Consider the following 24,076-nt stretch of genomic DNA (forward strand, 5'->3'; position numbering starts at 1 on the left):
CTTGTCTATAAAAATAATTTCTAATAAATTGTTCTTTGAGTTTTATCACAAAACACTCCTTTTACATCTATATATATTCCTTATATTTAAAATCATATTATCTTACACTTATTATATAATTTTTAGGCTCTTTAATCAAGGGAAAAGCGTTTATTTCAACATCTTTCACATGCCTTATTAGTTTGGTATCAGCCTAAATTTTATTGACTTTTATCTAAGTGTTTTTTACAAGACAAAGCTAGGGATCCTCGTAAGCTACTTACTTACGAACATCCCTAGGCATAAATCTAGCTAAATTTATTTAAAAACCTGCTTGATAGAATCCATGTCTTCTTCATTTTTAAATATTTCTTAACTTATATTTTATCACATCTTAGGTGTAAAACAAAACGTATTTTATTATTATTTATTAAATAACCAATAAACATAAATTTATTTTATCATTTTTTTACAATTGACAAAGAAAAAACGGCCTTCATTTTTGAAAACCGTTTTTAAATCTTATTTATCTTTTAGGGAGTGTATGCAGTCGACAAATTTTTTGGCTATATTTTGTGGCCTGGTTATGGCTCCACCTACCACTACTGTGAGGGCTCCTAATTCTAAAACTCTCTTGGCCTTTTCCGGTGTGTCGATGTTACCTTCTGCTATTACCGGATGGTCGCAAGCCTTGATGATTTCCCTTAGGATCTTAAAGTCATCTACTTCTATCTTGTGGCCCTTTGATTGTGGGGTGTAGCCTACCATGGTGGTGCCTATATAGTCAAAACCAAGTGAATCTGCGTGGATTGCTTCTTCGATGGTTGAGCAGTCTGCCATTAGCCTTATGTTTGGGTATTTGGCTCTTATTTCCTTATAGAAAACATCTAGACCATCGTGGTTTGGTCTTTTGGCATTGCTGGCATCTGTAGCTATAATTTCTACACCAGAAGCCACAAGCTTGTCTATTTCATCCATGGTTGGTGTTATATAAATCTCGCTATTGTCATAGTCTTTTTTGATTATACCAATTATTGGTAGGTCGACATTTTTCCTGATTTCTGCTATGTCTTCTACAGTATTGGCCCTTATACCACAGGCTCCTGCCATTTTTGCTGCTAGGGCCATCCTGCCCATTATAAATGAAGAGTGGAGGGGTTCATCTTCTAGGGCCTGGCAGGATACTATTAGACCATTTTTTAATCTATCATTAATTTCCATCGTCCTTCTCCTTTATTAATTTTAACATTTCATTAACTGATTGCATGTAGACCTCTCCTGAGGTAAGACGTCTGTCGTAGAGTTTTTTAAAGAGTATATCTAGCATTATCATGGTAGGAAATTGGGGTGAGATGATGTTTGAATATTCTAGGTTTTGCTTGTGGGCTACTAGGATTACAAAATCAAAATACTGGTCCCATTTTTCACTATCATTTGCTACAAAAAGTACTGTTTTGCAACCCTTCTCTCCCGCCTTCTTTAGGCCATCTATTACCTCTATGGACTTGCCTGAATAGGAGATGCCCATGACTAGAGAGTCTCTTTTTAGCCTTACTGAATTTAATAAGAGCATATGGGTATCTGTGATAGCTTCTGCATCTAGACCCAGCCTTATGAGTCTTTGGGCAAATTCTGTGGCCAAATAGCCTGATGAGCCTACACCGTAGATGTAGATTCTGTCGACATTTAGCATGGCTTCGGCTAGCTTTTCATAGTCCTTGTAATTGTAGAGGTTATAGGATTTAAGCAAGATTTCCCTGTAGGAATCAAATACAGGAAGGCCTATGTCCTTTTTCCTCTTAAAATTGCTCTGTCTAGATGACTGGTACTTATAGACAAACTCCCTATAGCCAGAAAGGTTGAGCTTTTTGGCAAAACGGGTGAGGGCTGCCTCAGAGATAAAAAGCTTGTTTGAGACTGTCTTGCTTGTTAAGTCTGTGTCTTCTGTTTCTAGGAAATATTCTGCTATTATCTTTTCTACTTCAGTTAATTCTTCATACTTCGATTCAATTAGAGGGAGTATTGATTCATAATTTTCATTCATTTGATTTTTCAAATAAGCTGTAGGCCCCGTAAAGCCCTGACTTATTGCCTAGGGCTGTAGCCTTTATTTCTGTGGAAGCGGAGATATTTTCTGGCACAAGGGCCCTTATCTTTTCAATAATTGGGTCGAGGAATTTCTCTTTTTGCTCGCTTATTCCTCCACCAATTATGATCACTTCTGGGTTTACTATGAGCATGATATTTGCAATACCCCTTGCGAGTATTTTTGTCATGTCATCGACTAATTTTATTGCATCAGGGTCAGACTTATCTAAGGCATGAAATATTTCCTTGCCATTGTTTAGGTTTTTGTCTGGGTAGAGGGTCTGGGCCTTTTTAACTAGGGCGCTGGTTGAGGCTAGGGCTTCAAACTTATCAGTTTCAAATGGCATGTAGCCAATTTCTCCTGCATGACCACTTGCACCCCTGTGGATTTTTCCATCTAGGATTAGGGCGCCTCCTATGCCTGTTCCTACTGTAAGGACGAAAGCTGAATTATAGCCCTTGCCAGCTCCATAGGATAGCTCGCCCATAGCTGCTGCCTTTACATCATTTTCTACTACAGCCGGGATGTTTAGAGCATCTCTTAACTCCTTTTTCCAATCAAAACCTTTGTAGTTTTTGAAGGTTGGCCCGTGGCCTGCTATGATTCCTGTCTTGTAGTCAACCATGCCTGCTGTAGAAATGGCAACCCCTTCTACCTTGTATTCTGGATTTAGGTCTTTAATGAGTTTTAGGACATCTTCTTTGATATCAGGGGCATTTGTGCCTGCCTTTGATGGGAAATTTGGAAGGTCTTTTTCAAAATCTTCCCCCTTAAGCATGGCCTTGATCTCTGTGCCCCCTATGTCTAGGCAAAGTACTGGCATCTTAATATTTCTCTCTTAGCTTATCTATTACATAGATATCTTTCATCTCGTATTTGTTAGCCAATTCTACTAGACCCTTGGCAAGTTTTACCTGGTCATCCCCGTAGAAGTTAATGAATGGTCTTCTAGCATATCCTGCATTTATACCTGCTTCTCTTAGGACAGCCTTGATACCTGCTACCATGTTACCACCTGCTACTAGGTAGTTTATTATCCTTACTGCGTTTTTTTGAAGGTCGTAAGCCTTTTTGACTTCGTTATTAGCTATAGCCTCATTTATTTGGATGAATAAATCTGGGATTAGGTTATAAAATGATCCTACTATACCATCTACACCTATTAGTAGGTTTGAGCTTGCCAGCTCATCTGCTCCACCATAGACCATGAAGTCTTCCCCACAAGCTTCCTTGATAGCTGGGATTTGGTAAATGTCTGAATTTGTGTATTTTACACCCTTGATATTTTCTATTTGGGATAGGTCTTTGATCATGTCTGCACTCATCATGCCTGCTAATGGGACATTGTAGATTACCATTGGAATATCAACAGCTTCTGCTATATCCTTGTAGTAGTCATAGATTTGCTCGCTATTAAATCTCCAATAAAAAGGTGGGACTGATGAAATAGCTGTGGCTCCAGCTTCTTCAGCTGCTTTTGCTAGGTCGATTGATTTTTTAGTTCCTATATCGCCTATATGAACTACAACTGGCACCTTTCCCTTTGCTACTTCTATTACAGCCTGAGATGATTTTTCCCTTTCTTCAGCACTCATCAAGAAGCCTTCTCCGGTTGATCCTGTTAAATATAGGCCGCCTATGTCAAATTTTAAAAGAAATTCTGTAAATTCTTTTGTAGCTTCTAGGTCTAGGTTTTCATTTTCATCAAATATTGATAGGGAAGCTGGTATTACTCCCCTAAAGTCTTTTAGTGTAAATTCGCTCATAATTTTCTCCTCTAATTTTTCTTGCTATAAAGGTGGCAAGCTACCTCGTGGTCTTCGTCTATTAGGACTCTTTCTGGGATTTCACTCTTACAAATATCCATGCACTTGCTGCATCTATTGTGGAATGGGCAGCCAGCTGGCTTATGGATTGGACTTGGCACATCCCCTTCTAGGACAATCCTTTTTGAATCAGCTCCCACTACTGGTATTGGGACAGCTGATAGGAGGGCCTGGGTATAAGGATGGGCTGGGTTTTTGTTAATCTTCTCGCTGGTAGATATTTCCATGATATTGCCTAGGTACATTACTATTATTCTATCAGAAATATATTCTACTACCGAAAGGTCATGGGCTATGAAAATATAGGTTAGGTCAAGCTCTTTTTGGATGCCTTGGAGTAGGTTTATTACCTGGGCCTGGATTGATACGTCTAGGGCTGATACCGGCTCATCCAGGATTACTACTTCTGGGGACACGCAGAGGGCCCTGGCTATACATAGCCTTTGCCTTTGACCACCTGAAAACTCGTGTGGGTAGCGGTACATATAATCAGGTCTTAGGTTTACTCTCTTTAGCCTATCTTCTATGACCATGTCTATATCCTTTTTCTGGTTGACCCCGTGGGCAACTAGGGGCGCCTTGAAGGAATCATAGATTTTTTTCATTGGGTTAAGGGCTGAATATGGGTCTTGGAAGACCATTTGCACTTCTTTTCTAAAATCAAAGAGCTCTTCTTTATTAAATTTGGTTACATCTGTCATCTTGCCGTGAAGATTGTATAAAACTTCGCCACCGGTTGGGTTTTCTAGTCTCATTATAGACTTGCCAAGGGTTGTCTTTCCACAACCAGATTCACCTACAACACCGACTGTCTCTCCACGTCTGACTTTAAATGATACCCCATCAACCGCCTTGACAGCTCCTGTTTGCTTTTTGAAAAAAGTGCCTTCATAGATTGGAAAATGGGTCTCTAGGTTTTTGACATCAAAGACAATTGTATCTTTTATTTCGTTTCTTACTAATAGGTCGTCATTTTTTTCTATTATTTTCTCATCTACTTTCATCTACGACCTCCTTTTCTCCTTCTAATAGGAGACATCTGGCTGTGTGGTTACCTTCTACTCTAAATAGTGGAATATCCTTATTTAGGCATTCTTCTGTGGCATAAGCACATCTATTTGCAAACTCGCAGCCCTTTACATAATTGGCTGGGTCTGGGGTTTCGCCTGGTATGGTTGATAGCTTCTTATTCCTATCCATGCCTGGTACTGGAACAGATTTTAATAAAAGCTTGGTGTAAGGATGGGTAGGAGAATTAAAAACATCTGCCACTTCCCCATATTCTATAACTCTTCCCATATACATGACTGCAACCTGGTTGGCAACTTCTGCTACAAGGCCCATGTTATGGGTTATAAGGATTACTGACTTGCCTTCCTTATCTCTTAAGTCCTTCATAAGATCCATGATTTGGGCTTGGATTGTAACATCAAGGGCTGTGGTTGGCTCATCGGCTATTAAAAGGTTTGGGTTATTTACCATGGCTATGGCAATCATTACCCTTTGTTTCATACCACCAGAAAATTGGTGAGGGTAATTATCAAATCTTGATTCTGCTTCAGGTATGCCAAGCTTTTTAAGCATTTCTATGCCGATTTGTCTGGCTTCTTTTTTGGAAATCTTCCTATGCTCTAGGATATTTTCTAGGATTTGGTCGCCTACCGTGTAAACTGGGTTTAGGGATTGCATCGGGTCTTGGAAAATCATTCCGATTTCCTTACCCCTAAGCTCTCTCATCTTTTTTCCGTAGGCTTTTTCCTTTAATATATCGACAATCTTACCATCTTCCTTAAAAAATTCTGAGCTTCCTGAGCTTATCCTTGCTGTCTTTGGCAAGAGTTTGACCATGGAATTGACTGTGACTGATTTGCCGCAGCCAGATTCGCCTACTATTGATAAAATCTGACCCTTTTTAACATCTAGGCTTACGTTTTTTACTATTCTGTTGTATCTCTTTCCTACCTTAAATTCTGTGGATAGGTTTCTTAATTTGATTATATTGTCCATATTTCACCTAATTTCTTGGGTCTAGAGCATCTCTTAGGCCATCGCCCAAAAAGTTGATACTCATTACAAATAGGGATATAAATAGGCCTGGTATTATCCATTGCCACTTATACATTTGGATGACTGTTATTGACTTGGCCGCATTTATTATTGTTCCCCAAGTTGGTACATTAGTTGGAACACCTAGTCCTAGGAAGGATAGGCCTGTTTCTTGGAGTATAAAATAGGCTATGTTTATGGTTGTTGCTACTATTATTGGGCTTAGGGTGTTTGGCAAGATGTCCCTAAACATAATAGCAAAGTCTGATATACCAAAGGCCTTGTTGACATCTACATAGGTTTCTTCTCTTAATCTTAAAACTTCATTTCTTACTATCCTAAAGACTGTCATCCAGCCTATGAGGGTGAAAACTAGGATCATATTTGATACTGAAGGGCCAAGGATGGTTACAAGGACCATGACAAGGATTATCATAGGAAATGATTGTAAGACTTCTGATATTCTTATGAGGATGACATCAATTAGACCGCCAAAATATCCAGCTATTAGGCCAAAGATTGTGCCTATGATGGATGTGGTAAGGGCTGATGATATACCGATTAGGATTGAAATCCTTCCACCATAAAGGAGCCTTGAGTATAGGTCACGTCCTGTGGAATCTGTCCCAAATAGGTGGCCATTGCCTGGGGCTTGGTTAAGTTTTCCCATATCTATTTGGTTTGGATCATGGCTGGCAAGTAGGGGTGCAAAGATTGCTGATAAGATCATTAGCAAGACTATCACAAGCCCTACTATTGCCAATTTATTTGATAAAAATTTTTGCAAAGACCTCTTTGCCAAGGATGACTTTTTTTCTTTTTTCTCTACTAGATTTATTTCTGTCATAATTTCACCTACAATCTTATTCTTGGGTCAAGAATCGCACTTAGGACATCTACCATGAAGGAGATTACAAGCATAACTGTGGCTATGAGTAGGGTTGTGACCATAATTATAGGATAGTCACCGCTTGTAACAGCTCCCATGAGGGTTGAGCCTATGCCTGGCCAGTTAAATACTGATTCTATTACTACAGAACCTCCTATAAGGCCCGGAATCCTAAGCATGATTGTGACTAGGATTGGTCCCATAGAGTTTCTGAAGGCGTGTTTCAAATAAACCTTCCATTCAGGTATGCCCTTGCTTCTAGCTGTTTTGATATATTCTTGGTTCATTACTCCAAGCATGGAGTTTCTTGTGTACCTTAATACTGTTGCAATCATAGCTATGGATAGGGCTAAAGCTGGTAGGACTAAGTTTTTGCTCTTATCCCAAAAGCTTGTCATACCAAATATATTTCTTCCCCCAACTGGGAACCATCCGAGTGATAGGGCAAAGACAGATATGAGAACTATACCAAATAAAAATTCTGGTATGGATTGGCCGATTACACCTATAACCCTTGCTATATAGTCAATTGGACCATTTTGGTTGACTGCTGATAGGATTCCTAAAACTATACCTAGGATTGATGATATTATTAGGGCTGCTAGGGCAAGCTCTACAGTTGCTGGTAGCTTTTGAGCGAGGATGTCTTTTATTGGTTGTCCATTTATTATAGAATAGCCAAAGTCCCCCTTAACTACCTGGCCGATCCACCTGCCATATTGGATTAGGATTGGATCATCTAGGCCATATCTTGCTCTTAGCTCTGCTATCATCTGTGGATCTCTAGCTGAGCCTGGTGGCAAGAGGTAGTTGATAGGGTCTATTGGCATAGCCTGGAGGGCAACAAATATTAGAAAAGAAATTACTACAAGCATTGGTATCATTTGTATTAATTTCTTTAGTATGTATTTAAAAATATTGCCATTTTTCATTTATTTTCTCCTTAAAGCGCAATTTTTCAAAATTTAAGGGGCAACAGTTGTCGCCCCTAATTGAATAACTATTTAAGCTCCCAATTTTCAAATCCGATGTCTGCTGCAAACCATGGATTTGTAAACTTAGCTCCGTTAGTATTTACATTGTCTGTATTTACTAATATTTCATTTTTAAGCATGAAGACTACTTCTTTTGATAGGTCTTCTGATTCGATTTTTTGAAGTTCTTTTAGGATTTCTGCTCTCTTTGTCTTGTCAGTTTCTTGAAGGAGGTCAGAATATAGACCTTCGTATTTTTTACCAACTTCTTCACCAAATACTCTTACTAGGTTGTTATTGGCTGGAACATATTCTCCGTACCATTCTTCATAACCAAATGCTGATAGGCCTTTTAGGGCTATGTCGTAGTTTCTTAGTTCCATAAGTTCTTGAGTAGCATCTCCTGCAAATTTTTGTACGTTTACTGGGATTCCAACATCTTGTAGGTTTTGAGCTATAGAGTTATAGAGGTCTACTGATGATTGGTCAGCCATATAGTATCTAAATTCTAGTGGTTGATCTGCTTTGTAGCCGATTTCTTTTAGAAGCTCTTTAGCTTTTTCTGGATTGTAAGCGTATTTTTCAGCTTCTTCGTTTTTGTTATCAGCATCTTTTGCTGGTACACCGAAGGTTGATACTTCTGCAAGACCTGGGAAGAGGCTCTTGGTTAGGTTTTCTCTATCTATAGCGTAATAGATTGCTTGTCTAAACTTAGGATTTTTGATCCATTCGCTAGCTGGTCTTTGGTCATTACCTGTTTGGTTAAATACTAGGTAGTAGTAGAAAAGTGTGTCTACTGTTTGGCCTTCCCAGTTTTCTTTCTCAGAAACTGCTTGAATTTCTGTAGGAACTTTTGAGTTAAATACGTCTGCTTGATCACCTAATACTGCATTTAATTTAGCATCAGATGGTACTATATTTACTACTACTGATTTGATTTTTGGTGCTTGGCCTTCGTAATTTTCGTTTGGCTCAAGGGCTAGGTAAGAATCTGTTGCAACTTCTTTAACCTTGTACATACCATTTGTGATTGGGTTTTTCCAGAAGTCTGCTGTGTGATATTCTGTCATATCTACGCCTTCAAAGCCTGCCTTTGGAAGGATTGCAAATTGTGATAGGATTGGAATCATGTTACCAACAGATTTGTCCATTTCCATTGTTAGCTTGTTGCCTTCTACCTTTAGGCCAGCAACTTCTTCTGCCTTGCCTTCTTTGTAGTCTTCTGCTCCCTTGATTGATGAGAAGGCTGATTTGTAAATTGAGTTAACCTTAGCTGCCTTTAGGGCACCTTCGATTGAGAATTTTACATCTTCTGCTGTAAGGTCAGATCCATCTGACCATTTTAGGCCATCTTTGATGTTAAATTCATAGCTCATGCCATCTTCTGCCATTGTGTAAGAATCTAGAAGATCTTCTTTAAATTCTGTTAGTTCTGGATTTGCCTTAAATAGAGATCTGAAGGTTATAACCTTATAGATATCTCCACGGTTCCACCAAGGTGTATCGAAGTTTGTACCTTCACCTTGTTTGTCAAATAGCATCCTTAGAGATTTTTCGCTAGACTCGTCTGTCTTTGCTGTCTCTTCCACCTTTGTTTCTTGCTTAGCATCTCCTGCTTCCTTGTTTTCCGGTGCCTTTGCGCCACCACAAGATGTAAGTAGCATGATAGCTGATAGGGCTAGGCCTAAAACGTAATTCTTTTTCATGTTCCCTCCTTGAAATTCGATTTCGTGATAAGGTTTTTTAAGTATATATGTAAGATTGAAGTTATAAGCTTATATACTTAAAAAACATTTTCCTAACTATCTATATTATAGGGCATATTAAAAATAATTTCAAATTTTTAATTGATTTTGAAAGTACTTTTAAATATACCCTTATTTTTTATCTTTTTTGCTAAAGATTCTTCTAATTCATCAAATATTCAAAGTCAAATTCTAGGTATTTTAAAAACTCTTTCTCTTCATCTCCATCCTTCTCTCTTTGCTCAAAAAGCAGGGCAAAGATGTCCTCTCTTCCTGTATATTCTAGGCAGGAATAGGTGAAGTTTGTGTCTGTGATTTGCTTTTCTCTGATAGTTTTGAGTTCATTTCCTTCTCCTACTTCCATAACTCTTATATAGCCATTGTTTCTGCCTGGCCCCTTAGGATTTGCAACTAGGATATATTCCTTTCCATCCTTGTCATATTTTAGGACTGATACCATACAGAAAGCTTCTGAATCAAAATCTATCTGGCAAAGGGCTTTTTCAAAACTTTCTCCATCATCATATGAATAGGAATATAGAATCTTATCTGATGTTGTCCTAGAAAATAAGATTAGGGTCCCGTCATTTAGGCTTACTAGCTGGCTTTCGCTTGTGTTTGTAAGAGTCTTACCATCTAGAGAAGAATATCCATCTCCATCATTTACAGACTTTGACCTTGTCCAAGTCTTGCCATAATCATCTGAATATATCAAGCAGGCATGCTCTCTAAGGTCATAGATGTCATCCTTATTTTCTGTTGTGTAATAAAGAGGAATTAAGATCCTGCCGCTTGGTAATTGGAGTCCCCTTCCTGGGCAAACTCCCATAAACATCATCCTATCATCTGCCACAAAATGGGATATGTCAACTGGGCTATTCCAAGTCTTGCCCCCATCTTCTGAATGGGTAAACCATAGGTAGGAAGTCTGATGGACCCTAAGGAAGGATTTTTCTGAATAAATATTTCCTACTAGCTTTTCACCCTGGTAAATATTTCCCAACTTGTCATATGGATAGGAATCTTCCATGCAAACCCTGTATGGGCTTGGGCTGTGGTCCATTTCGTATACTTTGCCATCCTTTATGTAGTACCTGTCATGGGCCTTTTCAAAAAGTAGGACATTGCCGCTATTGTAAAATAAAATCGGATATTTTTCCCCATCAAATTCTACATAGCCTGTGCCCTTTTTGGATGTAAGGTAGTTACCGCTTGACCTAAACTTATCAATTACCATGTAGACCTTATTGCCTTCTTCGTAGTAGGCTGGAGTGAGGTTGGTGTCTATGGTGTAGGTGGGATTGGCATCCTTAAATCTAGGCTCCTTAAAGGCCTTAAAGATATCTGAAAAATCATCTTCTCCCTTCTTTTTAATCCTTAGGGCAGGCTCAATTAGACCTCCCCAATCGCTTTCACTTTCTAATCTTTGGTCAGCTCCTGCCAAGAGGTCGCCATTTTTAAGTAGGGCAAGGCTTGGTATCCTATAATATGGCGAATTCTCAAGGCCTGGATAAAACAAATCTATTGTCTGGCTTATGTACATAATACCTCCTTAGTAAAACATTTTCCTAATTAAATTATAGGGCCTAGTAAATTATTTTCAATTTTTTAATGTCTTTTGAAAATACTTTTGATAAGCTTAGTAAATTTGCTAAAATTGCCAAAAAAAAGCCCGCATTGGGCTTTTAAAAATTATCTTGCATTAAGTTTAAAGTAACTAGGAAGGACTTGTAGAAGCTATGGATTGGCAAGAATTCCTTGTTTGAGTGGAAGTTGTGGGCTCCTGTGAAATAATTCGGGGTGAAGATTTCTCTTGTGGATAGGAAAGATCCGTCTGTACCGCCGCGCATTGGGATTATTTTCTCTTTTATATCTAGGCTTTTAAAGATTGCTCTTAGCCTTTCTACAGCGACCTTGTTTTCATCATTCATGGAGTCAGCTATATTGTCATAGACATCTGTAATCTCTATTTCTACATGTGCTTTTTTGTATCTTTCTTTTAATAGGTCTGTGATTTTATAAAGATATTCCTTGCTAGCCTCAAATTTTTCCCTATCGTGGTTTCTTATATTAAAGTCAAGCCTTAAGTTTAGGACATCTGACTTTATATCTGTCACCCAAATGTAACCTTCTCTATTTTCTGTATTTTCAGGCATCTTGGCCCTATCTAGCATTGCTATAAAGTCGTGGGCTATCATGATTGGATTTACTAGATTGCCCTTGGCTGACATAGGATGGGCTGAAACTCCCTTTATTTTAAGGCTGCCGCTTGCTGCATTAAAGGTCTCATAGACAAGCTCTCCCAGAGCGCAGCAATCTATGGTGTAGGCATAGTCGACATCAAAGCTATCAAAGTCAATCTTTCTTGCTCCTCTTAGGCCAATTTCTTCATCAGGGACAAAGGCTATGAAAATTTCGCAGTGATCAATTTCTGGATTTTCTTTTAAAAACCAAAGGGCTGTCATTATATTTGCTATAGCTGCCTTATTATCTGCCCCTAGGACTGATGTACCATCGGTAAAAATTATGTCATCGCCTATATAAGCTAGGACTTCTGGGTTATCTTTTGTCGAAAAAGTGATTTCTTCATTTTGATTGATATCTTTTCCATCATAGGATTTTATAATTTGAGGATGAATCTCATCTGAAAGACCCACATCGACCGTATCCAGATGGGCGACCCAGCCTATAGATCTAGAGCTTTTTCCTCTTCTTGGAAGCCTTGCCTGCACTACTCCAAAGTCATTTATATTTATATCAGAAAGTCCCAAGTCCTCTAGGTCAGATGCTAAGACCTTGGCCAAATCCCACTGGCCAGGGCTTGATGGGACTTCCTTGTTTTTATCGTCAGATTGACTTGGAATTGCGACATATTTTAGGAAATTTTCTACTAATTTATCTTTTATTATCTTTTCATTCATATTTTCTCTTTTCTTTTTTTATAGAAAAAACCACAGGCTAGCTGTGATCTTTCCTTAAGCCTATAATCTTACTTGTTAAGGTCTAGGCTCTTTATATTTTTGTCATGGTCAATATAGTAAAGCTTGCCATCGTGGGCCCTGTAGCCGTAGGATTCTAGATCTTTTTCTATGGTCTCTCCTGTGAGGTAATCTATTATATCCATCTTAAATAGATAAGCAGACTCTCCTGGATTTTGGATAATCATGTATTTGCCTATGAAATTAATGGTGGCTGTGTCTGTCAATGTATATTTTTCATCTTTTATGTTAATGTCATTTCCTTCTGATTTGAATATCTCATAGACAGGCTTATCCTTATCAAGATATTTAGCCCCCATTACATATTGGACCTGGGTATCTTTTTCTATTAAGTCTGGTTCTTGGTCAAAGGCCTTTTCTAGGTCAATCTTATAAAGATTTACGCTTGTATCTTTTTCAAGTTTTGAAAAAACCGCTTCCTTATCAGTAACTCCAAGTCCTATTATACTTTCCCCACCAGCTGACCTTGTTCCTGTGTAGAGGTTTATCTTTCCACTGGCAAGGTCTACTTGGGCTAGGCCTGACTTTTCGCTATTAAGCTTGTTATAATCATCACCGTCATAGTAGGAATACATGCCATAGATCTTATCACCTACCATTGCCTTTGGCAAAAAGGCCTCATTTTCCTTAAATTGATAAAGGGTGGTAAGGTCCTTGCCCGCTATCTTTCTTATAGAAAAATCATGCTTAGGGTAGGAGCCTAGGACAAAGAGGTCGTTTGAATAAGGAATGTAGCTTGCAGAATATTCCTTTTCATAAGAAAGATCTTTTGTATTTAGGCCCAAATCCTTGAGGGCATCTATCACCTGACCGTCCTTGATGCTTACTAGGTCGTAGTAGGAGAAGAAATAATCATCCTCTCCAAGAGCCTTAGAATCTTGATTTTCCTTCGCATTTTCTAAAGATTCTTCGTGCTTATTATCTTCCTTTTCTTCTATTTTCTCTTCAGGCTTGTTAGCTTGCTTGTCATCTTGGTTTTCTATTTTCTCTCCAGGCTTACTTGCTTGGTTGACATCTCTATCTTTTGGCCCACAAGCCACAAGGATAAGGCCAAGAATTGTAATAAGAATTTTCTTTTTCATCAGTTACTCCTTAAGGCTTCTATAGCTGAAAGCTTGGTAGCACGTCTAGCTGGAATATAGCCTGCCATAACTCCTACTAGGGCAGAAAATCCTACTCCCACTAGGGCAAGGCCTGGGCTTATGGAGATGATATCTCCCCCATCACCACCGAAGAATCCTCCGCCTTGGGTGAGATTATTTATGACCGATCCTACTCCAAAGGATATTAAAAGGCCAATCACTCCCCCAAAAAATCCTATAAAGCCTGATTCTATCAGAAACATAGACCTTATATCAGCTATTGATGCTCCGATTACCTTCATGACTCCGATTTCTTTTTGTCTTTCATAGATTGACATTAGCATGGTATTGATTATGCCTATGGCCGATACTATAAAGGCGACAGATCCGATTCCACCAAGGATTAGGGTTACTTGCATGGTTTGCTTTTTGATTTCTTCTGCAGAGCCTGCCTCTGATTGGGTCTTAAAGCCTGCTTTTTTTATGTCATTTTCGATTGCTTCCAGATTATCTACATCATCTACAATTACCCTTAGCTTGTTATAGGTAACTTTATCTGACTTATCAATTATGGTTTGGCCAGTTTTTTCATCGTAAGATGCCCCCATTTGTGGGGATTCTAGCTTTGCATCTTCTTTTTTAAGCTTTTTATAAAGGCTTTCGTTGATATAGGATGACCAGCCCTTGAGCATGGAGGCATTGTTTAGCTTGCCAGCAATTTTTACCGGCACATCTACGTAGGTTGGCTTTGAGCTTTGCTGGTTTTCCTCATCATTGCCAAAGTGGACCCCGTCATCTTCTTCATTCATATAGCCAAGCCTAATGGTAAACTTATGATCATTGAAATTAAAATCATCTGCACTTCCTGTAGATGACCAGCCCCCACCAGGCATAACTTCGATCTTATCAACCCTGGCCTGCTGGCTTAGTATTAGCTTGTCAGAATCAGATGGACTTAGGGTTTTACCCCATTCAAACATGTCAGAGCTTAGCATGGCAAAAATCTCGTCTGGGATGACTTCAAAACCGCTTGATAGGGCGTAGGACTTGCCATCATCTATGACTAAATCTGACCAAAAATCACTGGATGGGACAACAGCCCTTACTCCCTTGATTTTCTTAAGCTTATTAATATCTGCTTCTTTTACCTCGACCCTGTCATCTTGCTGGTCGTTTACTATATTTATGCTAGTTAGGCCGCCAAAGGATTCTATCATTTGCTTTTGAGAATTTGAGATACCGCTGGCGAAGGCTAGCATTAGTATGATTGATGTTGCCCCTATGACTACCGAAAGGACTGTAAGGATGGTCCTGGACTTTCTCCTTGAGAGGTTTCTTAGAGCCATTAGGAGCCTGTCACTAATCTTCATCGTCTATTAGAAGCTCCTCATCTTCTTTTTTATGTTTTCTCTTTTTATAAAGAACTACCGATAATACTATTATGGCTATTAGGCCAATCCATATAAATGGCGATGTGAGTAAGGAACCGCCACCTTGGCCAGAATTTGGATCCATGGCTGGGTCATAGGCTCCCATTTCTCCATTTTCTCCTGGCATAGCTTCTTCTCCCATGCCAGCTGCCACTTCCTTGTTGAAGTCTAGAACTTGGGTGTGGAGCTTGCCTGTGGAGTCCTCGTAGGAGAGCATGATTTGTCCTTCTATTTCTCCTTCCCTAAGAGGGGTGGCTGTGAAAGAAAAGGTCTCTTGGGTGCCTGTCTTAAAATTACCTATAAATTTCCTGTCATTGTCAATTTTTATGCCCTTGCCTATGACATCACACATGAAGGTAGATAGGTTATCCTTGCCAGTATTATAAATATTTACAGACATTTCTGTAGGCTGGCCTACGGCAAGATTTTCTGCCTTGACTTCTCCCATACTTACTCCGGCCCTTTGGACAACTGGGATGCCTATTGCTTCTGTGGTTTTGTATTGGTTGCCGTCAGCATCTTCATATTCTATGGTCATATTTATGACGTAGTTGCCTGCAACAGCATTTGGAAGGACATTCATCTTTATCTGTCTGTGGGCTGTATTCCAAGGATATAGAGCTGCTACATAAAATGAATTTGACTGATTTACTGGCGAAAATACAGACCCATCTGATACCATAGAAGAATTTTCGCCTGTATTTTGAGGTTGGGCACCTAGGTTTTGCTCAATGGTGGCCTTTAGGTTGTAGATGGAATTTCTAGAGTTTGTGTTGTATAGGTCAAAATATAGATCAAAAGATTTGCCAGCCTCGGCTATTTTTGGCTCTAGCCTGTAGGATGATATCATTATCTTTGGTTGGTTTTTGACATTTACAGTCATTTGTTCGTTTGTATTTTCACTCATTTGTAAGTACCTCATCAATTGTTAGTTTTTCGTGAATCTTATCTAGCTTGCCATCTCTCATGAAGAGGGTCTTATCGGCAAATTCTGTCATCTCATCATCATGGGTTACCATGATAAAGGTCTGTTTGTTTTTCCTTGTGATGTCTTTTATAAGCTGCATTATCTCAAAGCTGGTCTTGGTGTCAAGGTTGCCTGTAGGCTCATCTGCAAAGATTATTGGTGGAGCTCCGACAAAGGCACGGGCAATGGATACCCTCTGCTGTTGGCCTCCTGAAAGCTCATTTGGCTTGTTATATATCCTATGCTCAAGACCTACAGCCTTTAGGATTTTAATGGCTTCTATCTTTCGCTCCTTAGCAGAAAGTCCCTTAAAGGTAAGGGGGAGGGCCACATTTTCCCAGGCTGACAAATAAGGAAGGAGATTGTAGGATTGGAAGACAAAGCCTATGTTTAGGTTTCTAAATTTGGTTATCTGGTCTTCTGTAAGCTTTGTTAGGTCAATCTTGCCATATTCGATTGATCCTTTTGTCGGTCTTTCAAGACCTGCCAGCATATTTAAAAGGGTCGACTTACCTGATCCTGATGTACCAAGTAGGGCTACAAATTCTCCCTTTTCTATGTCTAGGTTTATCCCGTCCAGGGCCTTTATTATTGACCCTCCGACCTTATAATATTTTTTAAGATTCCTTATCTTTATTAAGCTCATCATCTTTCCTTTGGTAGTGGGGATTTAGGTCTGTCATGTAAAGGTCGTAGGCCGCATCATCGATTACAATATCAATCTCCCCGATAGATTTTCTTACATTATCTTCGGTAAATTTTTTCTTAAAATCATAGAGGCCATCGGTCCCATCAGTCTCAAAAATACCACCCATATCGTAGTATTTTATGCCATTTTCTATGCAATATTTAATCTCTTCAAAATTTATCTGATAATTTTGGCTCATGTCCTTATGCTTATCAGACGATCCTCCATAAAGGGATGTGGCCCAGTTGCCGTACTTTATTAGAAGAGATGAACAAACCGGTTCTCCTTCATAAAAGCATACAGAAAGCCTTGACTCATCCTCATAAAGGTCATATAGGTCTTTCATATAATCAAGAGGCCTGTGACCGATGCCAGCTCTTTCTGATGTTTCTACAATTTGATTATAGAGAATATTTATATCTTCTTTTGGTAAGATTTTCGTAACAATCCCATCCCTATATGATTTCCTTATATGTTTTCTGGTATTTTTGCTAAAGGTCGCCATGATTTCATCTTCATTTCTCCCCTTTAGGTCTAGGACCATATTAAGGAGGGGTTGGCTGGATTTTTCCTTATCAAAACGAACCTTTAAGCCATTTTCCTCATAGAGCTTTACTAAATTTTCATCATAGGCATAGTAGGGGTCTAGCCTTAGCAAAAACCCGTCATTATCCCTAGCAAAATCGCTCGCCTCTCCTATTAGGCTTTTAATAGAATCAATATCATAAGGGTCGCAAACAGGACCCCTTGGGCCGTAGAAGAAATTCTTGCCTGTTTTTTTATCCCTTATATATATGACAGATAGGGCTGCCTTTATCTTACAGTCTTCTTCTAAATAAAAATATACACTCTCCCAAGTCTTCTTAAGCCTTGCCCAACGCATATCTTGTTGGAAATGGCCATAGGGGGATGTTTTTATAAAGTTATTGTATTTTTCAACTTTGTTTTTATCTTTTAAATCAAGTATCATTGCTTACCTCAATTCTTAATGTTTGGTCTATAGTAATACACTTATGATAATTGTATCACACTAAAGGTACATAGGCAAGAACTTAATTTAAATAATATTGATAATTATATGCAATTAGCCTTAAAATTTTTGTAAGAAAAAAGTCCTATCTCTAGGACTAAAAATAATTTATCTCTTCTTTGCCGCCTCTAAAGTCCCAAAAGACTTCCCTGCATTCTCCCTCATAGATTTTTAGGATGTGGTTCATGGACATGGATTTGGGATTGGTCTTTTTGAAGTCTTCATAGTCTTGCCAAAAGAGCTTGCCTTCCCTATTATCTGTGATAAGGTCACCAGTAAAGTCGCTTGTTTCATAAAGAAGGCCCACATCCTTTCTTTCATCTGTGATCCAGGTGATGATGCCTACTAGCTTTGGATTTTTGATATCTAGATTGGTTTCTTCCTTGGCCTCCCTTATTGCGGCATCTTCAAAGGATTCCCCCTCTTCGACCTTGCCTCCAGGAAAGGTAAGGCCTTCCCAGCCATATTTTTTGACCTTGTCCAGTACTAGGACCTCGCCTGTGTCTTTATTATAAATTTTTATCATGTTCATTAGTAATACTTGCATTTTTATACCTCTCTTAGAGATTATACAGACTTAAAAAGAGGCTAGCAAATGCCAGCCCCTCATTAGTCTATAATCTTTCTAGACTTATTTTTACTTTCTTATCGTTTAATTCTAAATCTTCACCATCAAGTTCTGCTTTTGTTAGATTTTCTGCTAGGGTTTCTTTTTTGATTACTTCCCCAAACTTTTCAAGAGAGCCTGTAAGGTCAGGATCAGCATCAAAAGCAATATTTATCCTATCTGTAACCTCAAAACCAGAGTCTTTTCTTAGGTTTTGGATTTTTGAAATAAATTCTCTAGCGTAGCCTTCATCTCTTAGGTCTTCTGTAATTTCTGTATCTAGGATTACAAAGACATTGCCGTCAATTTCCACATCAAAGCCTTCCTTGGCTGAGATTCTAATATCTAGATAATCCTTACTTACTTCAAATTCTTCACCAGCAAGTTCTACCTTTACTGGTCCCTCTTCGACCTTTTCTATAAAGTCTTTTGCATTTGTTGTTGCAAGGTATTTAGCAAAGTCGTTTACCTTGGATTGGAAAATCCTACCTACCACCCTGAAATCTGGTTTTAGGAAGTAGTTCATAAATTCTGATAGGTCATCTTCAAAGTCGACTTCCTTGATATTTAGCTCTTCTTTTATAAGTGGAAGAAGATTTTCTAATCTTTCCTTATAAGAACCATCTACTACAATCTTTGATAGAGGTTGACGAACCTTGATTGCTTCTTTTTCTCTTGAAGCACGGCCTAGGTTTACAATCTTTCTTACTAGGTCCATGTCAGCTTCGATTTTTTCATCGATTAAGCTTCCGTTTGCTTCTGGCAAGATTTGGGTGTGAACTGTTTCTTCACCTGTTAGCTTCTTAAAGACTTCTTCTGCTAAGAATGGTGTGATTGGCGCTATTAGCTTGGCTAGGGTCACTAGGACATCGTAAGTTGTCTTATAAACTGCCTTTTTAGAATCAGTCATATCTTGAGACCAGAATCTCTTCCTATTACGTCTGATATACCAATTTGATAGATCTTCTACTACAAAGTCATTTATCTCGTGAACTACCTTGTTGAAATCAAAGCTATCCATATAAGAATCGTAGTCTTTGATTAGGCTGTTAAGTCTTGAATATAGCCATTTGTCTATATTATCAAGTTTTACATCAGAAAATCCTTTGATATCCTCTAGGCTTAGGCCATCTGTACCTGCATAAAGGGCAAAGAAGTTGTAGACATTTTCAAAAGTTCTGAAGAAGTTGTTTTTAACTTCTACTAGGCCTTTTTCGTCAAATTTGGTTTGCATCCAAGCTGGTGATACGTATAGGGAGTAGAATCTTACCGCATCTGCCCCATATTTGTCGAATAATTCAAATGGGTCTAGGGTGTTGCCTAAAGATTTTGACATCTTTCTACCGTTTTTATCTACTACTAGGTCATTTACTAGGACATTTTTAAATGGAGCCTTGCCAGTGGTTATTGTTGAAATAGCCATTAGTGAGTAGAACCAGCCCCTTGTTTGGTCAATTCCCTCGCAGATAAAGTCTGCTGGGTAGTAGTCATTTTCAAAGAGTTCTTTGTTTTCAAATGGGTAGTGGAGTTGGGCAAATGGCATAGATCCTGAGTCAAACCAAACATCCATTACGTCTGGAACCCTAGACATGGTGCCCCCGCACTTATCGCACTTGATGTGAACATCATCTACATATGGTCTGTGTAGCTCTATATCTTCTGAGATATCCTCTATTGCACGGTCTTTAAGCTCAGCACGACTGCCTACTGTATCTGTGTGGCCGCACTCACATCTCCAGATATTAAGTGGTGTACCCCAATATCTAGACCTTGAGATTGCCCAGTCTTTGACATTGGCTAGCCAGTTTCCAAATCTCTTCTCACCGATTGTTTGTGGGAACCAGTTTACTCCGTCGTTATTTTCTACCATCTTATCTGAGAACTTGCTCATTTCGATATACCAAGATGGTCTAGCATAATAAATTAGTGGTGTGTGGCATCTCCAGCAGTGTGGGTAATTATGCTCCATAGTTTCCTTGGCAAAGATTACTCCCTCTTCTGCTAGGTGTCTCCAAATTTTCTCGTTGGCATCAAAGACAAATTCGCCCTCCCAAGGGGTTGTTGTAAATTTACCCTCTAGGTCAACCGGTTGAACGAAGTCTAGGTTATATTTTCTACAAGCTTGGTAGTCGTCCTCACCAAAGGCTGGCGCTGTGTGGACTATACCTGTACCATCTTCTGCTGATACATAGTCAGCTAGGATTACCTTGAAGGCTCTTTCTGGATCTGCCTTTACATATGGCATGAGTTGTTCATATTCCATATATTCAAGGTCAGCACCCTTCATCACTTCGATTTCTTCATAGTCCCTATTATCCATTAGCTTAGCTTCTAGGGATTTGGCCATGTAGTAGTAGGCGTCATCTGCCTTGTCGTAGACCTTTACATAATCTAGGTCTGGATTTACAGCTAGGGCAAGGTTTGATGGGAGGGTCCAAGGTGTTGTAGTCCAAGCTAGGAAATATTCATTGTCTGTTCCCTTTTTCTTAAATTTGACTGTAAGGGTTATGGTCTTATCCATTTGATAACCTTGGGCTACCTCGTGGCTGGCAAGACCTGTACCACATCTTGGACAATATGGCATAACCTTAGCACCTTCATAGATTAAACCTTCTTTGAAGGCCTTATCTAAAAGCCACCACTCACTTTCTATGTAGTCATTGTTCATGGTTACATATGGGTGGTCCATGTCGTAAAGATATCCCATCCTATCTGACATGTCTCTCCACATATCAGAATATTTCCAAACAGATTCCTTACATAATTTGTTAAATTTCTCTATACCGTATTCTTCTATGTCGTTTTTGTCATGAAAGCCAAGTTGCTTTTCTACTTCAATCTCAACTGGCAAACCGTGTGTATCCCAACCAGCCTTTTTAAGGACCCTATAGCCTCTCATGTTCTTATAGCGGCTTGTCATATCCTTTAGGGTTCTGGCTATAACGTGGTGGATACCTGGCTTACCATTTGCTGTTGGAGGGCCATCGTAGATTACATAATCTTCGGCATCTTTTCTTGTTTCAAATGTCTTATCAAGAAGGTCAATCTCATCCCAAAATTTTTGGATATAGGCTTCTCTTTCTCTGACATTTTTGCTGTTAATTTCTTCAAAATGATGATGATTGCACATATGATTTCCTTTCTAATAAAAAAGGACCGTCCATACAGACGGTCCACTTATTTCCTGATTTGCTCTTAAGGATTGGCATTCCTACTAGATTACTCCTTTCACCTAATAAACAATAAAGATGATCTTCGCTCATATCTCCCCTAGCATTCTCACCAACCATGCCTCTCTGAAGCTTCGATATAAGTTACTCTTCTTTATATAGTCTAATCTATATACTTACTCAAATAATGTACTATTTTACTTGCTTTTGTCAAATATAAAGGGCCCTAGATATGTCTTTTTATCTTAAATTTCTCCATGCTAAAGATGTCATAGTCATCGACATTAGCCCTTTCCTTAGCATCTTCAAACATCTGAAAGTCAGTCTCATAATCATCCCTAAAGACTAGGGCTGGGTTGTTTGAATAATTTAGGAGAAGTCCTGAGTAAACTCCAAATTCTTCAAGCTTTTCCATCGCTTTTACCTTTGTAACTTCCAAAACTTGGATATAGATATCATCTAATTCATCAAGTTTTAGAGCAAAGGCATTGTCAAAGACACCTAGGTTTACTGCTTCATAGATCACATCTAGGGCAATGTTAGCCCTGGTTGGATAGATTGAACCAGATCTTTCTGTCCTATCTCCCTTTGTTATTTGAATGAGGACGCCGTTGTGGTTGTCCTTAAATTCTTCGTCGTATTTTTCTAAATACTTGCCATTTTCAAGATAATATCTTATAGATTCGAAGGCAAGTTCTACTAGCTTATCCTTATGCATTTAATTCTTCCTCTATGTCCTTTGCTATGTTTTTTGGCTTTTTGGCAGAGCCGTATCTTTTAACTACATTTCCATTTTTATCTATCAAAAATTTGGTGAAATTCCACTTGATGGCAGGGCCTGCTAGGGCACTCTTTTGACTTTTTAGGAAGGTGTAAAGTGGGTCTTCATTTTCGCCATTTACATCTATCTTATCAAACCTATCAAAGCTTGTCCCAAAATTAAGTTCACAAAAACCATTGATTTCTTCTATACTTCCAGGAGCCTGACCGCCAAATTGATTTGATGGGAAATCAAGGATTTCAAAACCCCTACCCCTATATTTTTCATATAATTCTTCTAAGCCCTCATATTGTGGGGTAAAGCCGCATTTTGTCGCAGTATTTACTATAAGGAGGACCTTGCCCTTATATTTTTCAAGAGAAACCATTTCTCCTTCAGCATTTTTAACCTTAAAATCATAAACTGTAGTCATTTGTATCTCCTTAAGTTTTTTGCCTGTGTTTTCCCTTATATTATACATCTTTTGTCTGTAAATTCAGTTTATAGTTCTATCTTCATTTTTTATAACAAAAACCCAGGTCTAAGCCTGGGATATAATTTAATAATCAAATACAGGAACAGATGAACCTTTAGTTTTTTCTCACACCGCTTTTAAATCCTCATACGAGGGGATTTAACGCTCGTATATTGCCCCACTTGTTTAAAAAAACAAGTGGGGGTATGAATCGCAAAGCGCTTTGCTACTTTGCGAGCCTATCTTGGTTTTTTTTTATTTTTTCAAGGTTCGAGTCTTTTGTTTTTTCTCACTCCGCTTTTAAATCCCAATACGAGGGGATTTAACGCTCATATATTGCCCCACTTGTTTTAAAAAACAAGTGGGGGAATGAATCGCAAAGCGCTTCGCTACTTTGCGACCCTCGATGGAGGGTTACCAAGCAGGTATCCATGCACCATCGGTTATTCTTTCAAAGTCAGCCTTTGTTTCGTCTGTTTGATAATATTTTACGAATTCCTTGTAGGCTTCGTTGTTTTCGTCTTCTTTTCTTGCTGCTATTAGGTTGATGTATTGTTTTACAGATTCGCTCTTTGGATCTTCTACGTAGATTCCTTTTTTCTTGTCTAGACCAGCATCTAGGGCAAAGGTGTCGTTTACTACTGCACAGTCTACATCATCTAAGCTTCTTGCAGTTTGTGATGCGTCCATTTCTACAATTTCAAGCTTTTTAGGATTTTCTTTTATCTTATCAACTCCTATTGTATCTCCAGGCTCGCCTTCAACTTTGATAAGACCAGCATCTTGTAAGAGGAATAGGGCTCTTGATCCATTTGATGGGTCATTAGGTATAGCTATTTTTGCCCCTTCTTTTATGTCATCAAGCTTTTCAACCTTGTTAGAATATAAGGTTATTGGTGCAAGCATAGTATCTCCAATAGATACAAGGTCGCTTCCCTTATCTTCGTTAAATTCTTTTAGGAATTTATAGTGTTGGTAGGCATTTAAGTCTATATCTCCGGCAAGAAGGGCTTCGTTTGGTTGAGCATAGTCAGAAAATTTAACTAATTCAACAGTATTACCTGTTCCAGCTTCATATCTTTTGATAACTTCTTCTAATACTTCGTTGTATTCGCCAACTACACCTATTTTGATGTGAACTGGGTCAGTTGATTTTGCTGCATCACCTGTGTCCTTAGTCTCTGTCTTTGTTTCTTCTTTTGGAGCTTCTTCCTTCTTTCCCGCTCCGCTTCCACATGATGTCAATGTCACTATTAAGCCTAGTGCTAGGGCTATTTTGCTAGTTAATTTCATTTCTTTCTCCTTTTATTTTTAGCAACG

Annotated in this window: 21 protein-coding genes; all 21 read right to left on the reverse strand. The window is 38.7% G+C overall.

Annotated features, from left to right (window positions below):
- Nucleotides 1-501 precede the first annotated feature (501 nt).
- Nucleotides 502-1,200: an N-acetylmannosamine-6-phosphate 2-epimerase gene (locus NH288_RS00405; protein ID WP_265212220.1), complete on the reverse strand. Its 699-nt coding sequence runs from the start codon at nucleotides 1,198-1,200 to the stop codon at nucleotides 502-504.
- Nucleotides 1,190-2,023, reverse strand: coding sequence for a MurR/RpiR family transcriptional regulator (locus tag NH288_RS00410; RefSeq protein ID WP_106460865.1), 834 nt, complete (start codon nucleotides 2,021-2,023; stop codon nucleotides 1,190-1,192). The genes NH288_RS00405 and NH288_RS00410 overlap by 11 nt, the downstream gene beginning before the upstream one ends.
- On the reverse strand, nucleotides 2,016-2,891 hold the full coding sequence (locus tag NH288_RS00415) for an ROK family protein (protein WP_265212222.1): 876 nt from the start codon (nucleotides 2,889-2,891) through the stop codon (nucleotides 2,016-2,018). The genes NH288_RS00410 and NH288_RS00415 overlap by 8 nt, the downstream gene beginning before the upstream one ends.
- A 1-nt stretch (nucleotide 2,892) precedes the next feature.
- Complete coding sequence (locus NH288_RS00420; protein WP_265212223.1) at nucleotides 2,893-3,834, reverse strand: dihydrodipicolinate synthase family protein; 942 nt, start codon at nucleotides 3,832-3,834, stop codon at nucleotides 2,893-2,895.
- Nucleotides 3,835-3,845: 11 nt separating this feature from the next.
- Nucleotides 3,846-4,841, reverse strand: a complete 996-nt coding sequence (locus NH288_RS00425; protein WP_414731742.1) for an ABC transporter ATP-binding protein — start codon at nucleotides 4,839-4,841, stop codon at nucleotides 3,846-3,848.
- A 43-nt stretch (nucleotides 4,842-4,884) separates the two neighbouring features.
- Nucleotides 4,885-5,901, reverse strand: a complete 1,017-nt coding sequence (locus NH288_RS00430; RefSeq protein ID WP_265212227.1) for an ABC transporter ATP-binding protein — start codon at nucleotides 5,899-5,901, stop codon at nucleotides 4,885-4,887.
- 7 nt (nucleotides 5,902-5,908) lie between these two features.
- Nucleotides 5,909-6,787: an ABC transporter permease gene (locus tag NH288_RS00435; RefSeq protein WP_265212228.1), complete on the reverse strand. Its 879-nt coding sequence runs from the start codon at nucleotides 6,785-6,787 to the stop codon at nucleotides 5,909-5,911.
- An 8-nt stretch (nucleotides 6,788-6,795) separates the two neighbouring features.
- A complete protein-coding gene (locus tag NH288_RS00440; RefSeq protein ID WP_199792162.1) occupies nucleotides 6,796-7,761 on the reverse strand; it encodes an ABC transporter permease in 966 nt (321 codons plus the stop codon).
- A 68-nt stretch (nucleotides 7,762-7,829) separates the two neighbouring features.
- Entirely contained in the window at nucleotides 7,830-9,509 is a 1,680-nt protein-coding gene (locus NH288_RS00445) for an ABC transporter substrate-binding protein (protein ID WP_106460871.1), read from the reverse strand.
- A gap of 202 nt (nucleotides 9,510-9,711) precedes the next feature.
- Nucleotides 9,712-11,091 carry a sialidase family protein gene (locus tag NH288_RS00450; RefSeq protein WP_265212230.1) on the reverse strand — a complete coding sequence of 460 codons (1,380 nt, stop codon included), beginning with the start codon at nucleotides 11,089-11,091 and terminating at the stop codon, nucleotides 9,712-9,714.
- Between the two features lie 142 nt (nucleotides 11,092-11,233).
- Nucleotides 11,234-12,469, reverse strand: a complete 1,236-nt coding sequence (gene pepT / locus NH288_RS00455; RefSeq protein WP_265212231.1) for a peptidase T — start codon at nucleotides 12,467-12,469, stop codon at nucleotides 11,234-11,236.
- A 68-nt stretch (nucleotides 12,470-12,537) separates the two neighbouring features.
- Nucleotides 12,538-13,629: a hypothetical protein gene (locus NH288_RS00460; protein WP_265212233.1), complete on the reverse strand. Its 1,092-nt coding sequence runs from the start codon at nucleotides 13,627-13,629 to the stop codon at nucleotides 12,538-12,540.
- Complete coding sequence (locus tag NH288_RS00465) at nucleotides 13,629-14,999, reverse strand: ABC transporter permease (protein WP_265212234.1); 1,371 nt, start codon at nucleotides 14,997-14,999, stop codon at nucleotides 13,629-13,631. The genes NH288_RS00460 and NH288_RS00465 overlap by 1 nt, the downstream gene beginning before the upstream one ends.
- The gene (locus NH288_RS00470; RefSeq protein ID WP_265212237.1) at nucleotides 14,989-15,966 is read right to left on the reverse strand and encodes a COG1361 S-layer family protein; all 978 of its coding nucleotides are present in this window, start codon (nucleotides 15,964-15,966) and stop codon (nucleotides 14,989-14,991) included. The genes NH288_RS00465 and NH288_RS00470 overlap by 11 nt, the downstream gene beginning before the upstream one ends.
- The gene (locus tag NH288_RS00475; RefSeq protein WP_265212241.1) at nucleotides 15,959-16,672 is read right to left on the reverse strand and encodes an ABC transporter ATP-binding protein; all 714 of its coding nucleotides are present in this window, start codon (nucleotides 16,670-16,672) and stop codon (nucleotides 15,959-15,961) included. Before NH288_RS00475 ends, NH288_RS00470 begins: the two co-directional genes overlap by 8 nt.
- The gene (locus tag NH288_RS00480; protein WP_265212243.1) at nucleotides 16,644-17,684 is read right to left on the reverse strand and encodes a lipid II:glycine glycyltransferase FemX; all 1,041 of its coding nucleotides are present in this window, start codon (nucleotides 17,682-17,684) and stop codon (nucleotides 16,644-16,646) included. The genes NH288_RS00475 and NH288_RS00480 overlap by 29 nt, the downstream gene beginning before the upstream one ends.
- A gap of 157 nt (nucleotides 17,685-17,841) precedes the next feature.
- Nucleotides 17,842-18,291: an 8-oxo-dGTP diphosphatase gene (locus tag NH288_RS00485; protein ID WP_265212245.1), complete on the reverse strand. Its 450-nt coding sequence runs from the start codon at nucleotides 18,289-18,291 to the stop codon at nucleotides 17,842-17,844.
- Nucleotides 18,292-18,358: 67 nt separating this feature from the next.
- Nucleotides 18,359-21,481 carry an isoleucine--tRNA ligase gene (ileS, locus tag NH288_RS00490; RefSeq protein ID WP_265212247.1) on the reverse strand — a complete coding sequence of 1,041 codons (3,123 nt, stop codon included), beginning with the start codon at nucleotides 21,479-21,481 and terminating at the stop codon, nucleotides 18,359-18,361.
- A 266-nt stretch (nucleotides 21,482-21,747) separates the two neighbouring features.
- Nucleotides 21,748-22,239 carry an AMMECR1 domain-containing protein gene (locus tag NH288_RS00495; protein ID WP_265212249.1) on the reverse strand — a complete coding sequence of 164 codons (492 nt, stop codon included), beginning with the start codon at nucleotides 22,237-22,239 and terminating at the stop codon, nucleotides 21,748-21,750.
- The gene (locus NH288_RS00500; protein WP_265212251.1) at nucleotides 22,232-22,714 is read right to left on the reverse strand and encodes a glutathione peroxidase; all 483 of its coding nucleotides are present in this window, start codon (nucleotides 22,712-22,714) and stop codon (nucleotides 22,232-22,234) included. Before NH288_RS00500 ends, NH288_RS00495 begins: the two co-directional genes overlap by 8 nt.
- Before the next feature lie 456 nt (nucleotides 22,715-23,170).
- Nucleotides 23,171-24,049, reverse strand: a complete 879-nt coding sequence (locus NH288_RS00505; protein WP_265212253.1) for a MetQ/NlpA family ABC transporter substrate-binding protein — start codon at nucleotides 24,047-24,049, stop codon at nucleotides 23,171-23,173.
- Between the last annotated feature and the right edge of the window lie 27 nt (nucleotides 24,050-24,076).

It is taken from the genome of Anaerococcus sp. NML200537 (genome assembly GCF_026131715.1).
In the GTDB taxonomy this organism is placed as follows: domain Bacteria; phylum Bacillota; class Clostridia; order Tissierellales; family Peptoniphilaceae; genus Anaerococcus; species Anaerococcus kampingae.

What these genes read in the sequence shown, in the direction of transcription:
- NH288_RS00405 (WP_265212220.1), bottom strand. Translation starts at nt 1,200, where the DNA reads ATGGAAATTAATGATAGATTAAAAAATGGTCTAATAGTATCCTGCCAG.
- NH288_RS00410 (WP_106460865.1), bottom strand. Translation starts at nt 2,023, where the DNA reads ATGAATGAAAATTATGAATCAATACTCCCTCTAATTGAATCGAAGTAT.
- NH288_RS00415 (WP_265212222.1), bottom strand. Translation starts at nt 2,891, where the DNA reads ATGCCAGTACTTTGCCTAGACATAGGGGGCACAGAGATCAAGGCCATG.
- NH288_RS00420 (WP_265212223.1), bottom strand. Translation starts at nt 3,834, where the DNA reads ATGAGCGAATTTACACTAAAAGACTTTAGGGGAGTAATACCAGCTTCC.
- NH288_RS00430 (WP_265212227.1), bottom strand. Translation starts at nt 5,901, where the DNA reads ATGGACAATATAATCAAATTAAGAAACCTATCCACAGAATTTAAGGTA.
- NH288_RS00435 (WP_265212228.1), bottom strand. Translation starts at nt 6,787, where the DNA reads ATGACAGAAATAAATCTAGTAGAGAAAAAAGAAAAAAAGTCATCCTTG.
- NH288_RS00440 (WP_199792162.1), bottom strand. Translation starts at nt 7,761, where the DNA reads ATGAAAAATGGCAATATTTTTAAATACATACTAAAGAAATTAATACAA.
- NH288_RS00445 (WP_106460871.1), bottom strand. Translation starts at nt 9,509, where the DNA reads ATGAAAAAGAATTACGTTTTAGGCCTAGCCCTATCAGCTATCATGCTA.
- NH288_RS00450 (WP_265212230.1), bottom strand. Translation starts at nt 11,091, where the DNA reads ATGTACATAAGCCAGACAATAGATTTGTTTTATCCAGGCCTTGAGAAT.
- pepT (WP_265212231.1), bottom strand. Translation starts at nt 12,469, where the DNA reads ATGAATGAAAAGATAATAAAAGATAAATTAGTAGAAAATTTCCTAAAA.
- NH288_RS00460 (WP_265212233.1), bottom strand. Translation starts at nt 13,629, where the DNA reads ATGAAAAAGAAAATTCTTATTACAATTCTTGGCCTTATCCTTGTGGCT.
- NH288_RS00465 (WP_265212234.1), bottom strand. Translation starts at nt 14,999, where the DNA reads ATGAAGATTAGTGACAGGCTCCTAATGGCTCTAAGAAACCTCTCAAGG.
- NH288_RS00470 (WP_265212237.1), bottom strand. Translation starts at nt 15,966, where the DNA reads ATGAGTGAAAATACAAACGAACAAATGACTGTAAATGTCAAAAACCAA.
- NH288_RS00475 (WP_265212241.1), bottom strand. Translation starts at nt 16,672, where the DNA reads ATGAGCTTAATAAAGATAAGGAATCTTAAAAAATATTATAAGGTCGGA.
- NH288_RS00480 (WP_265212243.1), bottom strand. Translation starts at nt 17,684, where the DNA reads ATGATACTTGATTTAAAAGATAAAAACAAAGTTGAAAAATACAATAAC.
- NH288_RS00485 (WP_265212245.1), bottom strand. Translation starts at nt 18,291, where the DNA reads ATGCAAGTATTACTAATGAACATGATAAAAATTTATAATAAAGACACA.
- ileS (WP_265212247.1), bottom strand. Translation starts at nt 21,481, where the DNA reads ATGTGCAATCATCATCATTTTGAAGAAATTAACAGCAAAAATGTCAGA.
- NH288_RS00495 (WP_265212249.1), bottom strand. Translation starts at nt 22,239, where the DNA reads ATGCATAAGGATAAGCTAGTAGAACTTGCCTTCGAATCTATAAGATAT.
- NH288_RS00500 (WP_265212251.1), bottom strand. Translation starts at nt 22,714, where the DNA reads ATGACTACAGTTTATGATTTTAAGGTTAAAAATGCTGAAGGAGAAATG.
- NH288_RS00505 (WP_265212253.1), bottom strand. Translation starts at nt 24,049, where the DNA reads ATGAAATTAACTAGCAAAATAGCCCTAGCACTAGGCTTAATAGTGACA.